The organism is Paenibacillus oralis, assembly GCF_003863965.1.
GTDB classification, from domain to species: Bacteria; Bacillota; Bacilli; order Paenibacillales; family Paenibacillaceae; genus Fontibacillus; species Fontibacillus oralis.
Genome location: NZ_RRCN01000001.1, coordinates 5,526,558 through 5,545,542, shown reverse-complemented (window position 1 = coordinate 5,545,542; position 18,985 = coordinate 5,526,558). Strand labels below are relative to the sequence as shown.

The window sequence follows — 18,985 nt, the reverse complement described above, 5'->3', positions numbered from 1 at the left end:
AACATATTCTTTGATTTGATAGAAATATGGCAAAATCGTGTAGACCCATGCACAATTGCATGGGCCTCTCACGCAAAAAAAAGACTGCCGGCAAATTCCGCCGACAGCCCTTCTCTTTCAAGTAGTATACTCCTCAATCCTATTCGCTGGACAATTCTTTTAGCGATTTGATTTTACCATGGGGATGCTGTTCTTGCTTTCGTGACTTCCAGGCAGCTTCCTTCCTTCTCTTCTGGTGAGCCATAACAGATATCCTCCTTTGGACATTGTGATGTATACCACTTCCTTAACTTGTCATTTCTCGGCTCTGTTCATTCATCAGCATTTTGGCGTTTTTTTGCTATAATAAAATTGCATTAAATGTATGTTTAATGCAATTTCGATTGTAAGCGATTGGATAGGTGCGATATGACAATGTATACAGATATTTTGGAGCAATATGAGCGTGAAATTAACCTTTTTTTGGTATATATGAAGGATCGTGAATATTCAAAGGAGACACAGAATGGTTATCTCCACGACATAAAACACTTTCTCACAGGACTGAACGGTAAATCGGTTACCGATGTAACCGACATTGACGTATTGCAACATCTTACACGAGTTCGTGAATCCGGCGCCGGCGCCCGTTATAGAAATCGTTGCCAATCCGCGATCCGCTTGTTCTATAAAGTTCTGGTTCGATTTAGAGTATCCAACCACAACCCTGCGATGGATATTGAAAAAGCGAAAATCGAGAAAAATCGCCACCCGGCCTATCTTCAAAAGCAATTCCTTGACGCGTGCCTTCAACTTGTAAAAGGCAGGTATATCGTTCGCGACGTTACCATTATCGCCTTGATGGCTTATGCAGGGTTACGGGTAAGCGAAATCGTCCGACTGAACATAACTGATTTTGATCATTTCGGATCCAAAATTGGGGTGCTTGGAAAAGGAGAAAAATGGAGATATATCCCCCTTCCGGAGGAGCTGCGTTATCTACTGCAGTTGTCGTTGGATAAACGAATTAAGCCGCGGAACAAAAAAGACGAGCCTGCCTTTTTCATTTCGCAATTCGGTCGCCGCATCAGTAAACGCATGGTTCAAACCATTGCTGATAAGACGTTCGAAGCTCTAGCTGAAAAATATCCTCAATTTAAGGGCATCCCCCTTTCAGCCCACAAACTTCGTCATTCTTTTGCTACAGATCTGCTTCGGAATGGCGTTGATTTGCGCGCCGTCCAGGAACTGCTTGGCCACGAGAACATTGCTACGACTCAAATATATACACATGTGATGGATGAAGTTAAAGAACGCGCCATGAATAAAATACGACCGGCCATTCCCTTTATAAAAAACTCAGAGGAGCCATAAGTTGCTCCTCTTTGCCCCGATTTCCTGGAACTCTTCTATAAACTCAACCTCTGCTGGAGAAATACCGCCAGTTCTTCAACGGTATCCCAAACGATTGGACGGATTTCCTTTATTTTTACAGGGAGTGTATCGGCATCGCTGCTGTTCACGGTCCAAATTAGGGGGATGTTCAAACCGAGCGCATACCCCGCCGCAAAATACACTTCAGGAGATTGACCCGTTAAATCCGCTATAATCAGTTTACTGTCCGCTATCATTTCCAAAGAATACTTTTCACTGTTCTGCGTTTTCGTATGTGTAAGCAAGCGCGGCAGATAACCGTGCTGCTCGATTTTAGGCAACAGCCTAGCCAGCCATTCCGTGCGCAAATCTTCCTCATCCGGGATAAGAACGGAGCATGGCTTTAAGTTTTTTCTTTCGGCAACTGCTTCTTTCCAGCCTTTTTCAGTTAACTGAAAGGTTAACCCTTCCCTGGTGAGTAAGTGCTCGTTTCTCAGCTTATCAATGATATATACCAGCTCTTGCAGATTTGGAGAATACGTCAAGTTATAGTTGCTGGAGAGCGGATGAATGACAACCGGTTCTCCCGGACCATTGGAATGTCTATACAAATACTGGAGTAACCGATTTCCTTTATCTTCTATGGTCACAGGAATGTCGGGTGAATTTGCAATGGATTCCAAATCGTTGACGGATAGAGCGACCTTTTCATTACAATCCGTTTGCTCCCGGATATAGGCCGATACAATATGAAACAAGTCGCGTTTCTTTTGGTACGGGAACGAATTTATAGCATCATAGCTGTCTATCAGCAGGCTATAAAACCCCTCGGGTGAACAGCAACAGCCCATGTATCTATCGTAGTCGCCCTCCTGTTTAGTGAAGACAATCTTATCGCAGAACAAACAGCGTTTTTTCCTCATGACAAATCATCACCTCTTATGGATTGCTCTCCTCCTACCTTACCAAGATTTTTTTGAAAAATAGACAAGAAAATATTTCCGCCAACGGCCATGCTTGAATAATTTTCCTCCTTTGGCAAACAATAAACATAGTCATATAGGAGGCTGATGTTTCATGTGTCAACGCTTTTCCATGGCGGCTGAGCTCGAGGAGGTTCAGGAGCATTTTCAGATCGAACGGGTGATGTACTACTACAAAAACCGCTACAACATTAGCCCAACGCAGCAAATGCCGGTCGTGCTGCAGCAGCGCGGGGAGCGGATTCTGGATGAGTTCCGTTGGGGATTCATTCCCTACTGGGGAAAAGATGCGATCAACGCGGATCTCAGGAATGTGCATCGGAATCCGACGTACCGCAGAATGGTGGACAAGCAGCGGTGCATTATCCCGTGCAACGGATTTTACTATTGGAAAAATGAAGGCAAAAAGTCATATGCGGTGCGGGTCGTCATGAAAAACCGCGCCATCTTTGGGGTGGCCGGTCTATACGAAATCTGGCGGGATACGCGCGGGGAACCGCTCCGCACCTGCACCCTGGTCATGACGGAAGCTAACCCGTTGATCGGGGAATTTGAGAGCCGGATGCCGGCGATTCTCTCTCCGGACAACATGACCCGGTGGCTTGATGAGGAGACGAACGATCTGGATGCGTTAGATCCGATCCTGCAGCCCTATTCGGCGGAAGAGATGCAAGCGTATGCGGTGACGCCGCTGATTGACATCGAGGGGCACGACACGGCCGAATGCATTCGGGAGATGGATTTGGAGCGGGCGTGGGTAAAACGCTGATTTTTCCCGGCACACGGAGATAAGCATCCCCGTGGCCGGTTTTTTCTTTAAGCGTACCAAGCGCACTTTTTTAACAGGTCGTCCCATTCCGGCTTCGGGAGGATCAAGTTTCCGCCCTTTAGTGAGCATTCGCATGACGATGGCCCCCTGCTGCCTCTCCCTTTTTGAAAACCGCACGCTCGATCCAAACCTTCAACTGTGCAAAAGCATAGACAACGGTGAAGGAGCATGTTACTGTCGTCAGAAAAACCAAAAGCAGAACTGAGAAGAAGGGAAGCTCGTCGAGCAAACCTCCAAACAGGCGCAGCACGATGGTCAAAATGAACACGTTCGCCGTAAATGCCCGGTACGCATAAGTAGAGAGCCATTTATAATACGGAAGCGAACGCGAACCCAAGCGAATCAAGTGTCTGGCCAGCATGTAGATCAGAAAGATGATAACCAGGCTGTACAAAGTCATAGACGGCTTCAAATAAATCAGGTTGCCGAATGACATATCATTAAATCCAAAGCCGAAGAATTCCTGGTTTGTCCAAATAAGCAGCAGCAACGCCACCGGAATGAGCAAAAACTGAATCCGGCGCAGCACCCCGTCGAACCGGTCCTTGTAAACCCAGGCAATTCCACCCAGCAGGGCATAAATAAAGTAACTGACGAAAAACCGGTCCAAATAACGCAGGCTGATTTCGTAGGTGCCGTGGAATACATAGGTATCGTAGAACCACAGCCAGGCCCCGAAGGCAATAAAGCTCACGACCAGCGTTGGGATGACCCGCGAAGGCTTGGACAGAAACTTGTAGCAAACATAGATAATGACGGGCATCAGCACCTGAAACTGCAGCATCATAACCGTGTACCAGTATTGCGGCGATGAATTGCCGACCACATAGGATTCGACCAGTGTCCAGAAGGAAGTGACAGAGCAGTTCACTTGCAGGTCGGGGAAAAATATCAGACTGGCGGTCGCCCAGAGAAAATACGGGATAACGAGCTCGCTGAATTTTTCCTTGTAAAAATGGGTCGGTTTCGTATGTTGATTCCCTTTCACCATGCCGTATACGATGGCAAAAATAAAGACAGGCGCCGTGTACTTCACCAAGTTATATAGGACGCCAAGCAAGGCCATATCCATCTCGTTATGGGCATGTTTCAGGAGCACCCCCAGCACGCTTTGCATAATCGCGCCGCAGACGGCAAATACCTTTAAAATATCACTTTCATTGATATGGATATTTTGCTCCGCTTTTTTTTCCATAAAATGCACTTCACCTTCATTTCCAAGGATTGCGGACGAGCTTTGGGCCTGAGGGGCAACGCAGCACCACCGTGCTTGTCCGCCTGTCGATGATTTCGCGCAGGACATAAGCTCCGTCCTTCGTTTCCAATTGGATATCGATGCGGACCTCCAGCTGATCCAGCCTCCGCAGCAGGTTTGCGGCTTCCGCATAATCCACGGCTTCCGGACGGTCAATCACAAGGTCGAGATCGCTGGTGACTTTCAAAGACGGACAACCCGTCGCCATTTCAAAACCCGCACTGCCCGCCGGGCCCCAGCGCCAGTCCGCCATTAGCTCCGCAACCTTGTCCATGACCCGGATCACGGGTAGATCCCGCCTCTCCACAGACACGGCGTTCCACATCCGGCGCTCGGCAATCTCATAGGGCGTGACAATCCGTCCCGCTCCCTCTGGGGCAAGCAGCGCGGCTTCCCGCTGGTTCCGCTCCGTTCCCCGAATGCCTACGGGAATGCGGCTATCCGCCGGCGGGCTGGCCCGCCGGACCACTACATAAGGGGCATGCCTCAGCGAAGCGGCGGCCCATTCCTTATCTTCATTCATAGAGAGACAGCTCAAATCGGCGACCTCGATCAGATCGTGAGGCCGGACCGTCATTACCATTGCTCGGACAACGCCTTGCGAACCTTAAGCGTTGCCGCGCGTCCGCCGGCCAAAGCTTCCTTGGTCTCCAGGCGGAAGCCGAGATCGCGGGGTGCGTCTTTTGTGCTGTCGATCGCTTCGGAAATGGTCTGTTCCACGGTTGCCACGTCGCCGCGTTGCGGATCGTCCGCCTGGATGCCGGCCAACAGCCGATATAGCGGCCCCAAAGTACTATAGCTGCGAACGTCATAAGCCATGGCCGGAACCTTCTTGGTTGCTTCATCCAGTTCGGCGATGGTCCGCTTCGTGATCCGCGCCGCGGAAGCCTTGGACATGGCCTGAATATTGATTTTGCCGTCGTCCAAGGCGATCAGCCGGTTCGACTGAAGTCCATGGGCGAGGAAACCGCCGGAGATCGCATTGCCGACGATGACGCCGATCACGGGATGGCCCTGCAGTCTGGCCGTCGCGTATGCGTCCGCGCTTGCCGCGAGCGCAAGGCTGATCCCAACCATCTCTTCCTTATAGCCGTAAGCCTGGCTGGGAACGTCGATCACGGCGATGATCGGGCGTTTGACTTCACTGTTCTCGTCCTGAAGGATAGCGTCTCTGACGATCTGAGCCACCGTCCACCCTTCCATCATCCCGACCTCGCCTTTTCTAACGCGCGGGAAGCGGCTTTCGGCATCCGGAACGATGGAAATATATCTGCACAATTGCCCATTCTTCTCCACGTCGGCCGCCAGCACCGTAGGAACGTCGCTAACCGGATGGGTTATGCCCGTAAGCAGGGAGAACCAGCGGTAACCTCTGCCGTCACTAGCGTCGGCCGCCCCTTCTTTGGCCAGCGGTATAGGCTGCTTGACCGGCTGTTGCTGCTTGTAAAATTCACGGTAACGCTCAGGCGTCCACGACTCGGTCGGATCAAGAGCTTTAAGCAAGGTCAGATAGAAATCGGTTTGCTCGGTTTTGGCCGGTTTGACCGGCGCACCCAGCGCGGCGTCGACCGCCTCGATCACCGCGCCTGTGGTATCTTCCACCACATCATCGATCAATCCGGTATGCTGCCGCTGATTTGCTCCGATAGTGCTCCAGATCAACGCCTTGTCACTGGAATCGAACTCCATCACGCCTGCTTCCTGTTCGATGACTTCCGGGCCGTTCAGGCCGAGGCGGGCTTTTTTTGTGGCGATCAAGGTGGTGAACAGCTCGGCCGTGATCGACATCCCGCCGAACGCCCCCACGCGGCCGGGAATCAGTCCCACTACAGGAACGTATTTGCGCAGGGCTACGACCTGGGCGCCGATTTCCGAAATCGCCAGCAGCCCGTAGTTCGCTTCCTGCAGCCGAACGCCGCCCGTATCGAAGATCATGATCGGATACAAGGTGTTTCCCTTTTTGTTCTCTTCCAGCGCCAGTTCCAGCGCGCCGGAGATTTTCGCTCCGCTGACTTCGCCGATGCCCCCGCCTTGAAAAGCACCTTCCATCGAGATGATCAGGACTTTCCGCTTGCGGATTTCCCCGACGGCCAAAATGATCCCGTCATCGCTCTGCGGGACGATTCCCTGCGGCTCAAGATGCGGAGATTGCAATTTGTCCAGCGGTCCAAGCAGTTCCCGGAAGGTTCCTTCATCCAGCAGCGCTTTGGCGCGATCGCGTCCGTTCAGTTCCACAAAACTATTCAGCATAATCGAGCACCTCCAAAACTTGCGTAAATCTTAACATCACTACACCCGGAGTGGCTCCAAAATCATGAACCGTAAAATTGGCGGTAATCGGATAACGGTTGAAAAAGCGGGTCAGCACGTTCTGCCAAACCTGTCCGAAACCATCGCTGCCGGTCAGAATACTGACATTGGACGTTTGCCCCTCCACCGGCTCCACGATGATCTCCAAATCCCCCGAACCGACGACTCCGATGTGCGCGGCCTTGCGGATCGGCTGCGAAGTTTGGTATTGAAACTGTAATTTTTCCATCCTTAAGGAACACCTCCATGATATGTGTCAATCGATAAGAAAAAGTGTAGCGGCGAGCAAATCGGCGCTGCCTCCGGGAGAAAGCCGCTTTGCCTCGCAATACTCGGACAGGCGGTGAAACAGCTTTCTCCCCGTCCGGGTTCTAAAACCGTCCGCGGCCAGAAAAGCCCCGGACATCCGTTTGATCGCCAGAAGATCCGGCCAATCGCCGCGGTGCAGGATGCAGGTGTCGTCGACCGCCGCCATCAAAGCCAGTAAAGCCTCAATGCGGGCTTCCTCCTCCGTCTTCCCGCAAGCTCTGGCCCGCAGTAAGGCCGGCAGCGCCGCTTCCCGGATATGGGGAAAGCCGAGCTGCGCTTCCTCCGCAGCTCCCATCACCGCATACTTCCGCTTGACCGCCTGCCCATGGGTGCGTTGTTCCGGGCGAAACCGGTCAGGGAACGAAGCGATGGTCCCGGCGGCGTTCATGATCCGCTGCGGGTCCCGTTCCTCCGGGAAGGCGGCTCGTGCGCTGGTAAGAAGGCCCAAGGCCCAAATCGCCCCTTTATGCGTGTTGACGCCATTTGTGGCGGCGAGCATCGCTTTCTCGCCTTCCCGCCCGATGAAGGCGATTTGTTCGCGTAAAGACTGGTCCACCGGATGAAGGTAGGAGACCTGGGCGATTTCCCGGAATGTTCCTTCCAGAGCCTTCGCTGATATCAGCATAAGCTCGAGGGACATGTCCGTATGGGAACCGTTGTCTCTGGCATCCACAAGCCCTGGCTTGGGCGTAAGCAAGGCCTCGTCCACGAGCGCCTTCACGGCTTTGCCGGCCAAGGCCGCCCCGAACCCCGCATGAGTTGCCGTCAGCATGGCTTTAAGACCAGCTGCGGAATTTAGCCGGCGGCTCGTACAGCCCGTCCGACCAATCCACAAGGTCGTTGATCGTCTGCGCCGCCAGCAGCGAACGTTTAGCTTGTCTGCGCATGATGCCGAGATCCTCCGGATAGGCCACAATACCTCTGTCGCGCAACCCGCGCACATCGCTTTCGCTGCTCTCCATGCCCAGGGGCGATACGCCGGCAATTGCCGCGAGCGCCTGCTTTCTTTCCTCGACACTGTCCGTTTTGTAAAGGTAAGCGATGCCTTCCTCGGTGACGACGTGGGTGACATCGTCGCCGTAAATCATCACCGGCGTAATCGCCAGGCCTGATTCTTCCTTCACCTTGACGGCGTCGAGCGAATCCACGAATACCGGCTTTTTGTTGGCGCCATAGGTTTCCACCATCTGTACGACCAGCTTGCGTCCTTTGACGAGCTCGTGCGGATGTTCGATCATGTCGAGCCATGCCTTTGTCGCATGCCGGCGTCCGCGGGGATCATGGCCCATGTTCGGCGCGCCGCCGAAGCCGGACAATCTGCCGGAAGTCACGGTGGACGAGTTGCCCAGCGGATCGATCTGCAGCGTCGAGCCGATGAACATGTCCACGGCGAATTGCCCCGCCACCTGGCCCATCGCCCGGTTGGAGCGCATCGTGCCGTCCTTGCCGATGAAAAATACGTCGGGACGGGCTGCGATATATTTTTCCATGCCGACCTCGCCGCCGAAGCTGTGGATGCTTTCCACCCAGCCGGATTCGATCGCCGGAATCAGGGTCGGGTGAGGGTTCAAGGCCCAATGCTTGGCAATTTTGCCTTTCAATCCGAGTTCTTCACCGTAGGTTGGCAGCAGCAGCTCAATCGCCGCGGTATTAAAACCGATGCCATGGTTCAGCGACTGCACGTGGTGTTTGCCGTAAATACCTTTGATCGCCATCATTCCCATTAGAATATGCAGTTCCGTGATGTTTTGCGGGTCGCGGGTAAACAGCGCCTCCAGCGCATAAGGCTTGTCGGCTTTGACGATCACGTCCACCCAGGAGGCCGGAATATCCGTTCTCGGCAGTTCGTCCGCGATTTCGTTGACCTGCACGATGACGATGCCGTCCTTAAAAGCCGCCGCTTCCACGATCGTCGGGGTTTCTTCCGTGTTGAAGCCGGTATAAAGGTTGCCCTCGCGGTCCGCTTTGTCCGCCGCCACCAGCACAACGTCCGGAATCAGGTCGATAAAAAGGCGGCCGAACAATTCTAAATACGTATGGATGTCGCCGAGCTTCAGCGTCCCATCCTCGATCATTTGCGCAACGCGCAGGCTTTGCGAGCCGCTGTAGGAGAAATCCAGCTTCCCGGCGATGCCTTTTTCGAAAATATCCAGGTGCTCGGGTCTGGAAATGCTGGACATGATCATATGCAGGTCATGCACCTTGCCAGGATCGACTTCCAGCAGCTTCTGGGACAGAAAAGACGCCTGCTTCTGGTTATCCCCCTCCAGGACAACCCTGGCGCCCGGCTCGATCAGCGCCTCCAGGATATCGACGATCCGGGAGGCATCGACGTATTTTCCGTTCAGCCACTTCTCTACCGTATTTAATTTTTCCAGTTTTTTATCGCGTTTTTGTGACCAGGAACGCAGCACTTTGCTCATTCTTCTTGCTCCTTCCATTTTCTAATCAGATATTCGGCCGCTTCCAGACCAACCTCGTCTACGGCAATCTGCCGGGTGTCGTGGTGGGCCTGCTTGACGAGGCGGGAAAGCGTGTGGCCCGGAGGCATTTCGATAAAGCAGTCGGCTCCGGATTCGACGCAGACGGCCGCCATATCGATCCAGCGCACGGGATAAGCTACGTTTAGGGCCAGATCCTCGGCGATTTTGTCTTTCGCCCTGAGCATTCTCCCCGTATGGTTCGCCATATAAGGGATCGCAGCTTCCTGCAAAGGAAAGGTCCGTACCAGCTCCAATAACTGCTCGGATATACCTGACATCAAAGGGCAGTGCGATGGAATCGGCACCTTCAACAGCGCGGTTTTGCTTGCCCCCAGTTCTTTTGCCTGCTGAAAAGCTCTGTTGATCCCTTCCAATGAGCCGGAAAGGACGATTTGCTGTTCGGCGTTCATATTGGAGAGGTAGACGGGCGCCGCCTCACTGTGGGAGCGATCCACGGCTTGCTGAACTTCCGCTTTGGTAAGCCCGATGATGACACCCATTCCGTAGCCTTCAGGGTAAGCCTCTTCCATTAGCTTGGCCCGGCGCCACACGAGCCGAAGCGCATCCTCGAACGAAAGGACTCCCGCAATGACCGCGGCGGGAAAAGCGCCGATGGAGTGCCCGGCCACGAATTGAGGGCGGATGCCCCGCCCGATTAGCCGGTATGCGAACGCGGTCTCCTTTACGAAAAGCGCCGCCTGAATCCAGACCGTCGAGTCCATCGCCACCTCATCATCCCGCAAGGGGGTCCCTACTATCTTTGCTGCCTTTTTCACATACTCTGGCACATCCTGCAGCATACCGGGAGTTTGCGCCCCTTGACCGGGAAAAGCAAATACGATGTTCAGAATCTCACCACCTTTAGCGGATTCGTCTTCGTTACACTGTTCATTGTAAGAAGCCCGTAAAAAACTGTAAAATATATATATTCACATATGATCGATAACCGGACGGTTATAAGAGGAGACGTACGATAAAGGGGATGGATTCAGCATGGACTTTCTGCAGCTTAAATATTTTCAAGTCACCTCAAAACATGAAAATGTAACGCGGGCCGCCGACGAGCTGTTTATCTCGCAGCCTGCGCTCAGCAAAATGATTCGGAACCTGGAGACGGAATTGGGGGTGCAGTTGTTCGACAGGGAGGGTAAGCATATCGTGTTGAACCAATACGGCAAAAAGTTTCTGAAACGGGTGAACCAGTCGCTGTCCGCTCTGGAGCAAGGCGTGTCCGAGATTAAGGAAATGCAGCAAGAAAAAATTGAAATCATCACGCTGTATGTCGCCGTAGGTTCCATGCTGCTGCCAAGTCTTGTCCAACAGTTTCGCGGCCTGTACCCGAAAATCCGGTTTAACCTGACCCAGCATCCTATCCAGATCAAGAAAGAGCTGGCTTACGATTTCGCGATCACATCCGAGGAAATAGAAGGCAATGAACATACCGTTCTGCTTGAGGAGGAAATATGGCTCGGTGTGCCGGCGGTTCATCCGCTCGGTTCCCTTGATTCCGTATCTCTAAAAGACCTGGAGCATGAGAAATTCATCAGCCTGACGACGAGCCATCCGCTGCGAAGAACGACCGACCGCTTCTTCGCGCAACTGCCGTACGAACCGGACATTGTCTTTGAAAGCGATGATCCGGCCACGGTGCGGGGGCTGATCCAGACGGGCATCGGTGTCTCCTTCATCCCTTCGATCCTGTGGAGCAAGGTCGTCACCGAAGACATCAAGCTGCTTCACATTAGCGAGCCCCGGTGCAAGCGAACCATCTATTTGTCCTGGCCCGCCGGGCAGCGGCTGACCGACACGGAGAATTCATTTTTCGAGTTCATCCTTCAGTTCTTCCGGAATATAGGACGGATCCAATTAAAAAGCGGCAGCCTCGGACAGGAATAAAAGTCCTAGACTGCCTGTGGTCGAAAAGGGGTCTGCGGTTAAACCAAATTCAGCTCCCGCTTTAAACGGTCCAGCTGCAGCAGATGATGCCGGTAATGCATCTCGATCAGCAAAAACCACTCTTTGGCGTTTAACGGGCCGAGTCTGGGATGCGGCATCTTGTTTCGTTCGGGCGCCTGGCTCAAAGCAGATTCAGTACGTTTCATCCGCTCCACTACACCTCGCAGCCCTTTCGACAGCTGCTGCTTGCTTTCCGGCTGCTGCGGGGTGTAGTGCGGCGAAGCCGGGACCTGAATCCGAATGGGCGGAAAGCTTCCCAGTTCAAATACGGCCCTGCCCTGCTCCGTTTTTTCCCCGGTGTGGACTAAACTCGCTTCACTTTCGGCCAAACATTGGTCGATATGGTTCAGATGCATGAATTGCGCCGATTGAATCAAATGCATATACATTTGCCCGATAGACCATTCCTCCTCATTCGTTTTTTTTAGCAGCTGCTCCATATCAAGGTTTTCCAGTTCGCTCAAATACCTTTCCACCGTTGCTTCAAACTCTTGCAGCGCCTCGTCCGTACTTCTCATCATTAATAACAACTCCTCTTTTAATCATGGGTATAATCCCATTATCCAAAAACGCTACTGACAACAGCGTGTCAGTAGCGTTTTAAAATTTTTTCGGCCTCTTCCCGAATCCGGCGGCGAAATGACTCCGGTTCCAGTACCTCGACATCCCCGCCCCAGCCGAGGACATAAGGCTGCAGTTCCTCTGTCCGCCGGACGCGGAAGGTAACCAGAAGACCGTCCTCCTGCTCCTCAGTCTCTTCTACAAAAAAATTAACGGTCTCGGCGATTTTGTCGGCGATATCGGGGTTCACCCGAACCAGCACCCGCAGGTTACGGTCATCCGGCGGGCGGTAACGGCTTAGGTTAAACCCGGGCGGCATGGAAAAGCGTTCCTCCAGCACGGCAAGCTCCGTCATCCGCGACAAGCGGAAATGGCGGATATCCTGCCGCAGATCGCAGCGCGCGATCAGCATCCAATTCCCCTGCACGAGCGTCAGTCCATATGGGGAGACCTCCCGCCTGCTCTCCCTGCCCCCGTCCGCTTCCGGGATTTTTTTCAGATACGTAAAGCTTAATTTACGCCGCTCCAAAATCGCCCGCCGTACTTGGCCGAGATAGTCTTTCTCCTTCCGGCCGGTTACCGGTTCGCCGGCGTGAAGAAGACGCATCGTTTCCCGCACACGCGCCGCCTCGCCGCGCACCGGCTCCGGCAGAATCGCTTCGATTTTGCGCCTGGCCGCCTTGGCCACGCTCCCGTAATCGCCATCCAGCCTCTGCTCGATAAAATCCGTTCCCATAAGCAAAGCCACGGCCTCTTCCGCCGTAAAACCGACCGGCGGCAGGAAATACCCTGCCATCAAGGAATATCCCTGCCCGGGAGCCCCGACAATCGGAACCCCCGCTTCGCTCAAGGCTTGAATGTCGCGGTATATCGTCCGCACGCTTGTCTCGAATTGAGCCGCCAAATCCTCCGCTCGGAGCACTTTGCTCCGCTGCAGTTCAAGCGTGATGGCAAGCTGCCGTTCGGTTTTGTTCATGTTCTTTTACCCTCGCCTCGAATAATTAAACGTTGTCACGGAAAACGAACTCCGCGTTCCGCTCATATTCAACTACACTATAAAACATGACGTTTAGTCAAGTTCAAGTGTTTAGGCTTTTTTTGAAAAAGCCTTGCGAATAATCTTTGGCGATATTGTGTAATGTAAGCTTGAGGCTATTACCAACTAAAGGAGGATAAAGCTTTATGCCATCAAGCAGAAATCATCAAGGCGCGCACGGAATCGGACAAGCCGAGGAGCAGTTGAACGATCAAGCCGAGGCGGCCGTTAATATTCAAGGCCAAGCTGAAATCGATCGCCACATCAAACAAGCCGCTAAACGTCCATACAAGGCATCCGAGGAAGAGACAGAATAAGTTTAAACTTAATTTACAAGCCTGAAAGTTGCATCCTGTTTATCCTGATCGGTGCTGATGGTTTGAAGCTTCAACTCATAGCCGATATGTCTGATGTACATGGTGGGGTAGTTATAGGATTGAAGCGAGGTCCAGGATGAATTCTTTAAGCCGGCTACTTTCTTGAAGGTGGCATCTGCCTTGAACTGAGTCGTTCCATTATCCTTTTCCAACACAAAATCGAAGCTGTTATGCCGAAGATAATAACCGGGAAAATACACCGATTTGATAGACACGTAGTCGGTGCCGTTGTTGGCTAGTCCCGGTACGATCTGCCAATATTGGTCCGTGGACGGTGAGACATTCTCGTCGATCCGGGCGTCATAGTTTTGATGTCTGACGTACATGTTGGGGAAGTTATAGGACTGGATCCGGTTCATGGTTCCGTTCACGCCCGTAGAGGTAGGCTGTAGGGTCGGAATGGTGCCGTCGGAATTGTAATTAAACTTCTCGATGGCCACCGAGCGCCTATAATCTCCCCCTGTCGGCAGAGCGCCGTTGTGGTAGATGAAATAAGCCTGACCCTTGAATTCTATGATGGCCTGGTGATTTGTTCCACTATGGGCCGTCGGCTCCATGATAACCCCTCGATACGTCCAAGGACCGGTGGGACTCTGGCTGGTAGCATAGGAGATGGATTCCGGCCAGCCTGAAGCATAGGATAGATAATAGATTCCGTTCCGTTTATGGAGCCATGGAGCTTCGGTGAAGTTCGGCAGGGACACACTGGTGATCGAACCGCTGATAGATACCATATCGCTGTTGAGTTTCGCGTACATCAATACACTGTTGCCCCAATAGAGATAGGCCTGCCCGTCGTCATCAATAAAAACGGCAGGGTCAATATCATCCCAATAACTGGAGCTGAACTTCGTCATATCGTTCGTAATCAGCGCACGTCCCAATGCATCCCTGAAAGGACCGGTCGGGCTGTCGGATATCGCAACACCAATGGCTTTCCCCGGTATGGTTTTGTGCTCCGCGCAGATATACCAATAAAATTTGCCGTTGCGCTCAATGACTTGGCTTGCCCAAGCATCTCCCTTCGCCCAACTGAATGCGCTTACAGATAGCGGTGTACCATGATCCGTCCAATTTACCATGTCCGTTGAAGAATAGACCTTCCAATCCTTCATGACATATCCTGTTCCGTTGACGTCTGCCTCATCATGGCCCGTATACAGATAGACCCTGTTATTATAAACCATGGCTGCCGGATCAGCTGTAAAAGTATTGCCGATTACCGGATTGTCTGCAAAACATACTGCAGCGGACATCCATAATAAGACAAGAACCAGGGATACTTGCACGAGACCTTTTTTCATGAATCGTTAGCCTCCAATCTTTTATTCATTCAGGTTTTGTTTCGTAACTTGCCCATTCTCATGATTGTCGCCCCTTCCTCTCCTACCTCTTCGGGTCCATCTCTGTTCCACCGGCTGTTTATAATAATCGACTCTCTAACAGCAGAAGTTATCACCCCCCTTCTTAAAAACGATAGAACATTTACTTTTTTTCATTAACATCTGTGTTAACTTAATACTGTATAACTTAAGGTATTATTGATTAATATAAGCGCTTTCAAAATGGATGTAAAGAATTATTGCGCACACTTCTCTTGCTTCAACCGGTTGAGGCCTTTAGATAAAAAAGGATGCTAACAAAAATAAACGAACTCAAGCGCTTATGCGCCGAGTTCGTCCATCTTTTGTTCAGGCAATCTCTTTCAATATTAATTGAAGCCGCCGTTTACGCGAATCGTTTGTCCCGTGATCCAGCGGGCTTTGTCGCTGACGAGCAGCTCGATCGCATTTGCGATGTCCTCCGGTTCGCCGAGCCGTCCAAACGCGTTCATGCGGCGATACGAATCAATCAGCTCATCCGATTTGCCGTTCAAGAATAACTCGGTGGACACTTGCCCTGGCGCAATGCAATTAATGGTGATGTCTTTAGGACCGAACTCTTTTGCCAATTGGCGGGTCAACTGCTCGACCGCCCCTTTGGTCGCCGCGTATACGCTGTACGTCGGGAGCATGGCGCCAGACACGGAGGTCGATAAGTTGATGATCGTCCCGCTTTTTTCCATATGCTTCATTGCTTGCTGGCAGGCAAAATAAGTCCCTTTCACGTTAATCGCAAAATGCCTGTCAAACATCTCCTCCGTTACATCCTCTATTGCCTTGTACTCCATGATGCCGGCATTATTAACGAGAATATCCACACGCCCATATTTATTGAGCGTCTCGGAGAACAACGCTTCGACTTCGTTGATGTTGCCGACGTTGCCGCGGATTGCGGCCGCTTCCCCGCCGGACTGCTCGATTGTTTTTACGACCTCGTCCGCTTTGTCCGGATTCGAAGAATAATTGACAATCACCTTCGCCCCGGACTGCGCTAACTGGATGGCGATTTGTCTTCCAATTCCTCTGGACGCCCCGGTGACGATGGCAACTTTTCCATGTAAAGTCATTTCCATTCTCTCCTTTTTTTGTTTTTGGCTGAGCGATTATCGCCGGATTTGACCTTGCAAGTTCATTATAATAAGTACTTGAATGATCCCGTTAGAACATATCTGTTCGATCCTTGCCTAATTCTCTTCGGAATTTGTTCCCTAACTTAAAATATTTAGGACTGCTCAATAAGGAGCAGTCCTAACATAGTTTAAAAAGTTATAATTGCTCTCCAAGTCCCTCCGCCTTGAGTACAACTAAAAGTGCCGGTAACCGTTCGGCCGTCTCCAGCAATGGTGCCGATGTAGTCGCAGTCATTTCCATCGCTGCTGTTTCTCCGTAAAACCTGGACGTTGTTGCCGAATATGTTGATCGTCAATACGGCCGTTACATCCTGCGCCCCGGGCATCGTCCACCTTGCATCGAAAATGTTGCTGTTTCCCCGGCGCCGCCATACGCCACTCCAGCCCCCTTCTTGTTCAAACCAGACCCTGCCTAATCTGAATCTCTCGCGCCGAATGATCGTAGCAGTCCACGTGCCTCCGCCTCGGGTACATCTGTAAGTCCCGGTTACAGTACGGCCATCTCCAGAAAGTGTTCCAGTATAGATGCAATTATTTCCGTCACTGCTGTTTCGCCGCTGAACAAATACAGAACTTCCAAAAATAAAAATTGTCAAAACTGCTGTTATTGGTTGAGCTCCAGGCATTGTCCACGTGGCATCAAAGGTGTTGCTGCTTCCTCGCCTGCGCCACACCCCGCTCCACGGGCCTTCTTGTTCGTGCCATTCAATGCCCAAATCCTGCTGGCGAAATGTGGAATCGGGTATTTCATAAGGGGCGTAACCTGATGGAGCGTAATTGTATTGATACATGATTATTCTCCTTTATTGTATCTATTTGCTATATATTATGGTGGGATTACGCCCATGTTACCTACAAACGCCTATTTTGGGCGCTCGGCCTATCCAATGAATCCCGGGTATTCGCCGGTATCCAACCTGCCAGCAGCGCTCCCCCTTCGGAATGGTTGCTTGCGGTAAGTTCACCTCCATGCCGCCTGACGATTCTTTGTGAAATGGTCAGCCCTAATCCGCTGCCTCCAGTGGAACGGCTTCGGGATGCTTCCCCGCGATATAGAGGTTCAAAAACGCGCTCCAGTTCTTCCGATGAGAAGCCCGGCCCCGTGTCACGAATCGTAAACCTTACTTTATCGCTCTCTTGATAACTTTGGACAACAATTTCACCGCCAGTAGGGGTATGTCTGACGGCATTATCCAACAGATTGTTTATGGCGCGCTCCAATAGGTGTGCATCACAGCTAATTAGCAAATCGTCCGCACCACGGTTTGAGATCGAAATCTGCTTCTGCCGGGCGAGCGGGCTCAGACTGTCCATCGACCTCTGGAGTATAATTTTAAATTCAACCGTTTTGTTGTTCAGTTCCGTCTCCAAATACTGCATCTTTGTAAAGGTGAACAGGTCCTCGACGAGCCGGTCCAATTGCGCCGATTTTTCCTTGCAAACCGCCAAATATTTTGCCATTTTCTCCGGCGATTCAGCAATTCCTTGCTCCAAACCGTCCAAATAACCGCGTAACGCGAACAGCGGTGTCCGTAAATCATGCGCAACCGCGGAAATCACGAATCGGCGTTCTTCTTCCAATTCCGCTTGTTTCCGATACGACTTCTGCAGCCCATGAACCATCACTTCAAATCCGTCGCGGACTTCAGCGATTTCCGTAATCCTCGACCGGGGCAACCGCACATCCCAATCACCTGCGGCAATTTGTCTGGCTGCATTGCCCATCTTCTCGAGCGGCTTAAGCAGGAACCTCCGCATTTCAACGGCGATAATAAAGAAAGCCAATAAAAATCCGGCAAACGCCGAAATCATTTGAATGGTATTGGACTTGGGCAGGTAAATGACTACCCTTCCCAGCAAACGGCCGTCCTTGATGATGGAAAACTGTTCTGTGGCCCGCATAGAGCCGCGGCGCTCCGGGTTAGACCGGTAAATCTCCTGATCCGACGCCGATAAAATAGCCGCATCCATGTTCGCTTTCCGCAGTTCTTCATGCAACTTTGTTTGCCAAATGGGATCCTTCCACTTGTCCGAACCGCTTTCAATCCTATGAATGATACCGGTTAATTGGCTTTGCAGGGCTTTATTTTGCAGCCCGCTGTTTGCGATGCTAAGCGTTTTGGTTTCCATAAAGTGAGCTGTCAGAAAGAAGACCCAAGGCAATGAGAGGATGAACAAGAAGCAAAGCAAAGTAAACGTACGGATGCGAAGTGTTCTCATTTTATCCTCCTTCAAAGCGATAGCCTACCCCCCATACGTTTACCAGGTATTCCGGATCGTTCGGATTGGATTCGATCTTTTCGCGCAGCCGGCTGAGATGAACGCGAATCGTATGGCGATCGCCCACTCCATCCCAAAATTTTGCCAGCAATTGCTCATAGGAAAACACATGTCTCGGGTGCTCGGCGAATAGTCGCAACAGGTCGTATTCCTTTGGCGTAAGCACGACGTCCTTCCCCTCCACCAACACTTCTCTGGTGGACAAATTTAACTTGATGCGGCCATAATCGAGGATTCTTCCGTCCGCTTGCCGGCCCGATGCGGTACGCCGCAATACGGCTTTTACCCTGGCCACGATCTCCCCGGGCGAAGCGGTTTTGACGATATAATCATCGCCGCCGAGCGTCAGGCCGCGAATCTTGTCCACATCATCGCTGCGCGCGCTAAGGAACAGGATCGGCACATTGCTCTCCGCCCGGATCCGGCGGCACAGCTCAAATCCATTTTGCCCCGGCATCATGATGTCAATAACGATACAATCGATGGAATTTTGCTCAAACAAAGCCCATGCTTCAGCGGCGTCACCCGCGGTGATGACTTGAAATTGGTCGTTCTCCAAAAAATCCCTTAATAGTTCAACGATACTTTGGTCGTCGTCTACAACGAGTATCGTATGTAATGCACTCATGAATATCCCACCTTCATCCCCCAGTTTATCATTTTTTCTCAAAGAGCTGACAAATCCCTATGTTTTGTGATGGATTGTTTATTGTTTTGTGACTTTTTTACAGCTTGGTTTGA

At 51.7% G+C, this 18,985-nt stretch carries 20 protein-coding genes; 4 read left to right on the top strand and 16 right to left on the bottom strand.

Annotation, left to right across the window (positions count from 1 at the left end):
* Window positions 1-139: 139 nt before the first annotated feature.
* Entirely contained in the window at window positions 140-244 is a 105-nt protein-coding gene (locus tag EHV15_RS37580) for a DUF6254 family protein (protein ID WP_015735743.1), read from the bottom strand.
* Between the two features lie 170 nt (window positions 245-414).
* Between EHV15_RS37580 and EHV15_RS24715 the strand changes: the two genes are divergently transcribed.
* Entirely contained in the window at window positions 415-1,353 is a 939-nt protein-coding gene (locus EHV15_RS24715; protein ID WP_128633565.1) for a tyrosine-type recombinase/integrase, read from the top strand.
* A 35-nt stretch (window positions 1,354-1,388) separates the two neighbouring features.
* Here EHV15_RS24715 and EHV15_RS24710 read toward each other — a convergent pair whose 3' ends face one another.
* Entirely contained in the window at window positions 1,389-2,276 is an 888-nt protein-coding gene (locus tag EHV15_RS24710; RefSeq protein WP_128633564.1) for a hypothetical protein, read from the bottom strand.
* A 154-nt stretch (window positions 2,277-2,430) separates the two neighbouring features.
* Here EHV15_RS24710 and EHV15_RS24705 point away from each other — a divergent pair, with 154 nt between their 5' ends.
* Window positions 2,431-3,105 carry an SOS response-associated peptidase gene (locus tag EHV15_RS24705; RefSeq protein ID WP_128633563.1) on the top strand — a complete coding sequence of 225 codons (675 nt, stop codon included), beginning with the start codon at window positions 2,431-2,433 and terminating at the stop codon, window positions 3,103-3,105.
* Window positions 3,106-3,223: 118 nt separating this feature from the next.
* On the opposite strand, the gene EHV15_RS24700 is transcribed toward EHV15_RS24705, so the two are convergent.
* Genes EHV15_RS24700 through EHV15_RS24670 form a run of 7 tightly spaced genes read right to left on the bottom strand, consistent with a single transcriptional unit; the run spans window position 3,224 to window position 10,298 of the window.
* Window positions 3,224-4,360, bottom strand: a complete 1,137-nt coding sequence (locus EHV15_RS24700) for an acyltransferase family protein (RefSeq protein WP_128633562.1) — start codon at window positions 4,358-4,360, stop codon at window positions 3,224-3,226.
* Window positions 4,361-4,376: 16 nt separating this feature from the next.
* Window positions 4,377-5,003 (bottom strand): malonate decarboxylase holo-ACP synthase, encoded by a 627-nt coding sequence (locus EHV15_RS24695; protein WP_246061763.1) that lies wholly within the window; start codon window positions 5,001-5,003, stop codon window positions 4,377-4,379.
* Window positions 4,997-6,670 carry a biotin-independent malonate decarboxylase subunit beta gene (mdcD, locus tag EHV15_RS24690; protein WP_128633561.1) on the bottom strand — a complete coding sequence of 558 codons (1,674 nt, stop codon included), beginning with the start codon at window positions 6,668-6,670 and terminating at the stop codon, window positions 4,997-4,999. The genes EHV15_RS24695 and mdcD overlap by 7 nt, the downstream gene beginning before the upstream one ends.
* Window positions 6,660-6,959 (bottom strand): malonate decarboxylase subunit delta, encoded by a 300-nt coding sequence (locus tag EHV15_RS24685; RefSeq protein WP_128633560.1) that lies wholly within the window; start codon window positions 6,957-6,959, stop codon window positions 6,660-6,662. Before EHV15_RS24685 ends, mdcD begins: the two co-directional genes overlap by 11 nt.
* Before the next feature lie 27 nt (window positions 6,960-6,986).
* Window positions 6,987-7,811, bottom strand: coding sequence for a triphosphoribosyl-dephospho-CoA synthase (locus tag EHV15_RS24680; protein ID WP_128633559.1), 825 nt, complete (start codon window positions 7,809-7,811; stop codon window positions 6,987-6,989).
* Between the two features lie 4 nt (window positions 7,812-7,815).
* The gene (gene mdcA, locus EHV15_RS24675; protein WP_128633558.1) at window positions 7,816-9,462 is read right to left on the bottom strand and encodes a malonate decarboxylase subunit alpha; all 1,647 of its coding nucleotides are present in this window, start codon (window positions 9,460-9,462) and stop codon (window positions 7,816-7,818) included.
* Window positions 9,459-10,298, bottom strand: coding sequence for an ACP S-malonyltransferase (locus tag EHV15_RS24670; protein WP_246061762.1), 840 nt, complete (start codon window positions 10,296-10,298; stop codon window positions 9,459-9,461). Before EHV15_RS24670 ends, mdcA begins: the two co-directional genes overlap by 4 nt.
* 217 nt (window positions 10,299-10,515) lie before the next feature.
* Here EHV15_RS24670 and EHV15_RS24665 point away from each other — a divergent pair, with 217 nt between their 5' ends.
* Window positions 10,516-11,418, top strand: a complete 903-nt coding sequence (locus EHV15_RS24665) for a LysR family transcriptional regulator (protein ID WP_128633556.1) — start codon at window positions 10,516-10,518, stop codon at window positions 11,416-11,418.
* Between the two features lie 38 nt (window positions 11,419-11,456).
* Here EHV15_RS24665 and EHV15_RS24660 read toward each other — a convergent pair whose 3' ends face one another.
* Both EHV15_RS24660 and EHV15_RS24655 read right to left on the bottom strand, forming a co-directional pair.
* The gene (locus EHV15_RS24660; protein ID WP_128635518.1) at window positions 11,457-11,996 is read right to left on the bottom strand and encodes a DinB family protein; all 540 of its coding nucleotides are present in this window, start codon (window positions 11,994-11,996) and stop codon (window positions 11,457-11,459) included.
* Window positions 11,997-12,067: 71 nt separating this feature from the next.
* Window positions 12,068-13,015, bottom strand: coding sequence for a helix-turn-helix transcriptional regulator (locus EHV15_RS24655; protein WP_128633555.1), 948 nt, complete (start codon window positions 13,013-13,015; stop codon window positions 12,068-12,070).
* Window positions 13,016-13,221: 206 nt separating this feature from the next.
* Between EHV15_RS24655 and EHV15_RS36655 the strand changes: the two genes are divergently transcribed.
* Window positions 13,222-13,392 (top strand): hypothetical protein, encoded by a 171-nt coding sequence (locus EHV15_RS36655; RefSeq protein ID WP_178075949.1) that lies wholly within the window; start codon window positions 13,222-13,224, stop codon window positions 13,390-13,392.
* An 8-nt stretch (window positions 13,393-13,400) separates the two neighbouring features.
* Here EHV15_RS36655 and EHV15_RS24650 read toward each other — a convergent pair whose 3' ends face one another.
* From EHV15_RS24650 to EHV15_RS24630, 5 genes are all read right to left on the bottom strand, one after another.
* Window positions 13,401-14,756 (bottom strand): family 43 glycosylhydrolase, encoded by a 1,356-nt coding sequence (locus EHV15_RS24650; protein ID WP_128633554.1) that lies wholly within the window; start codon window positions 14,754-14,756, stop codon window positions 13,401-13,403.
* 407 nt (window positions 14,757-15,163) lie between these two features.
* Window positions 15,164-15,901, bottom strand: a complete 738-nt coding sequence (locus tag EHV15_RS24645) for an SDR family oxidoreductase (RefSeq protein ID WP_128633553.1) — start codon at window positions 15,899-15,901, stop codon at window positions 15,164-15,166.
* A 191-nt stretch (window positions 15,902-16,092) separates the two neighbouring features.
* Window positions 16,093-16,755 carry a hypothetical protein gene (locus EHV15_RS24640; protein ID WP_128633552.1) on the bottom strand — a complete coding sequence of 221 codons (663 nt, stop codon included), beginning with the start codon at window positions 16,753-16,755 and terminating at the stop codon, window positions 16,093-16,095.
* 61 nt (window positions 16,756-16,816) lie between these two features.
* The gene (locus EHV15_RS24635) at window positions 16,817-18,184 is read right to left on the bottom strand and encodes a sensor histidine kinase (protein WP_128633551.1); all 1,368 of its coding nucleotides are present in this window, start codon (window positions 18,182-18,184) and stop codon (window positions 16,817-16,819) included.
* A gap of 1 nt (window position 18,185) precedes the next feature.
* Window positions 18,186-18,872 carry a response regulator transcription factor gene (locus EHV15_RS24630; protein ID WP_128633550.1) on the bottom strand — a complete coding sequence of 229 codons (687 nt, stop codon included), beginning with the start codon at window positions 18,870-18,872 and terminating at the stop codon, window positions 18,186-18,188.
* Between the last annotated feature and the right edge of the window lie 113 nt (window positions 18,873-18,985).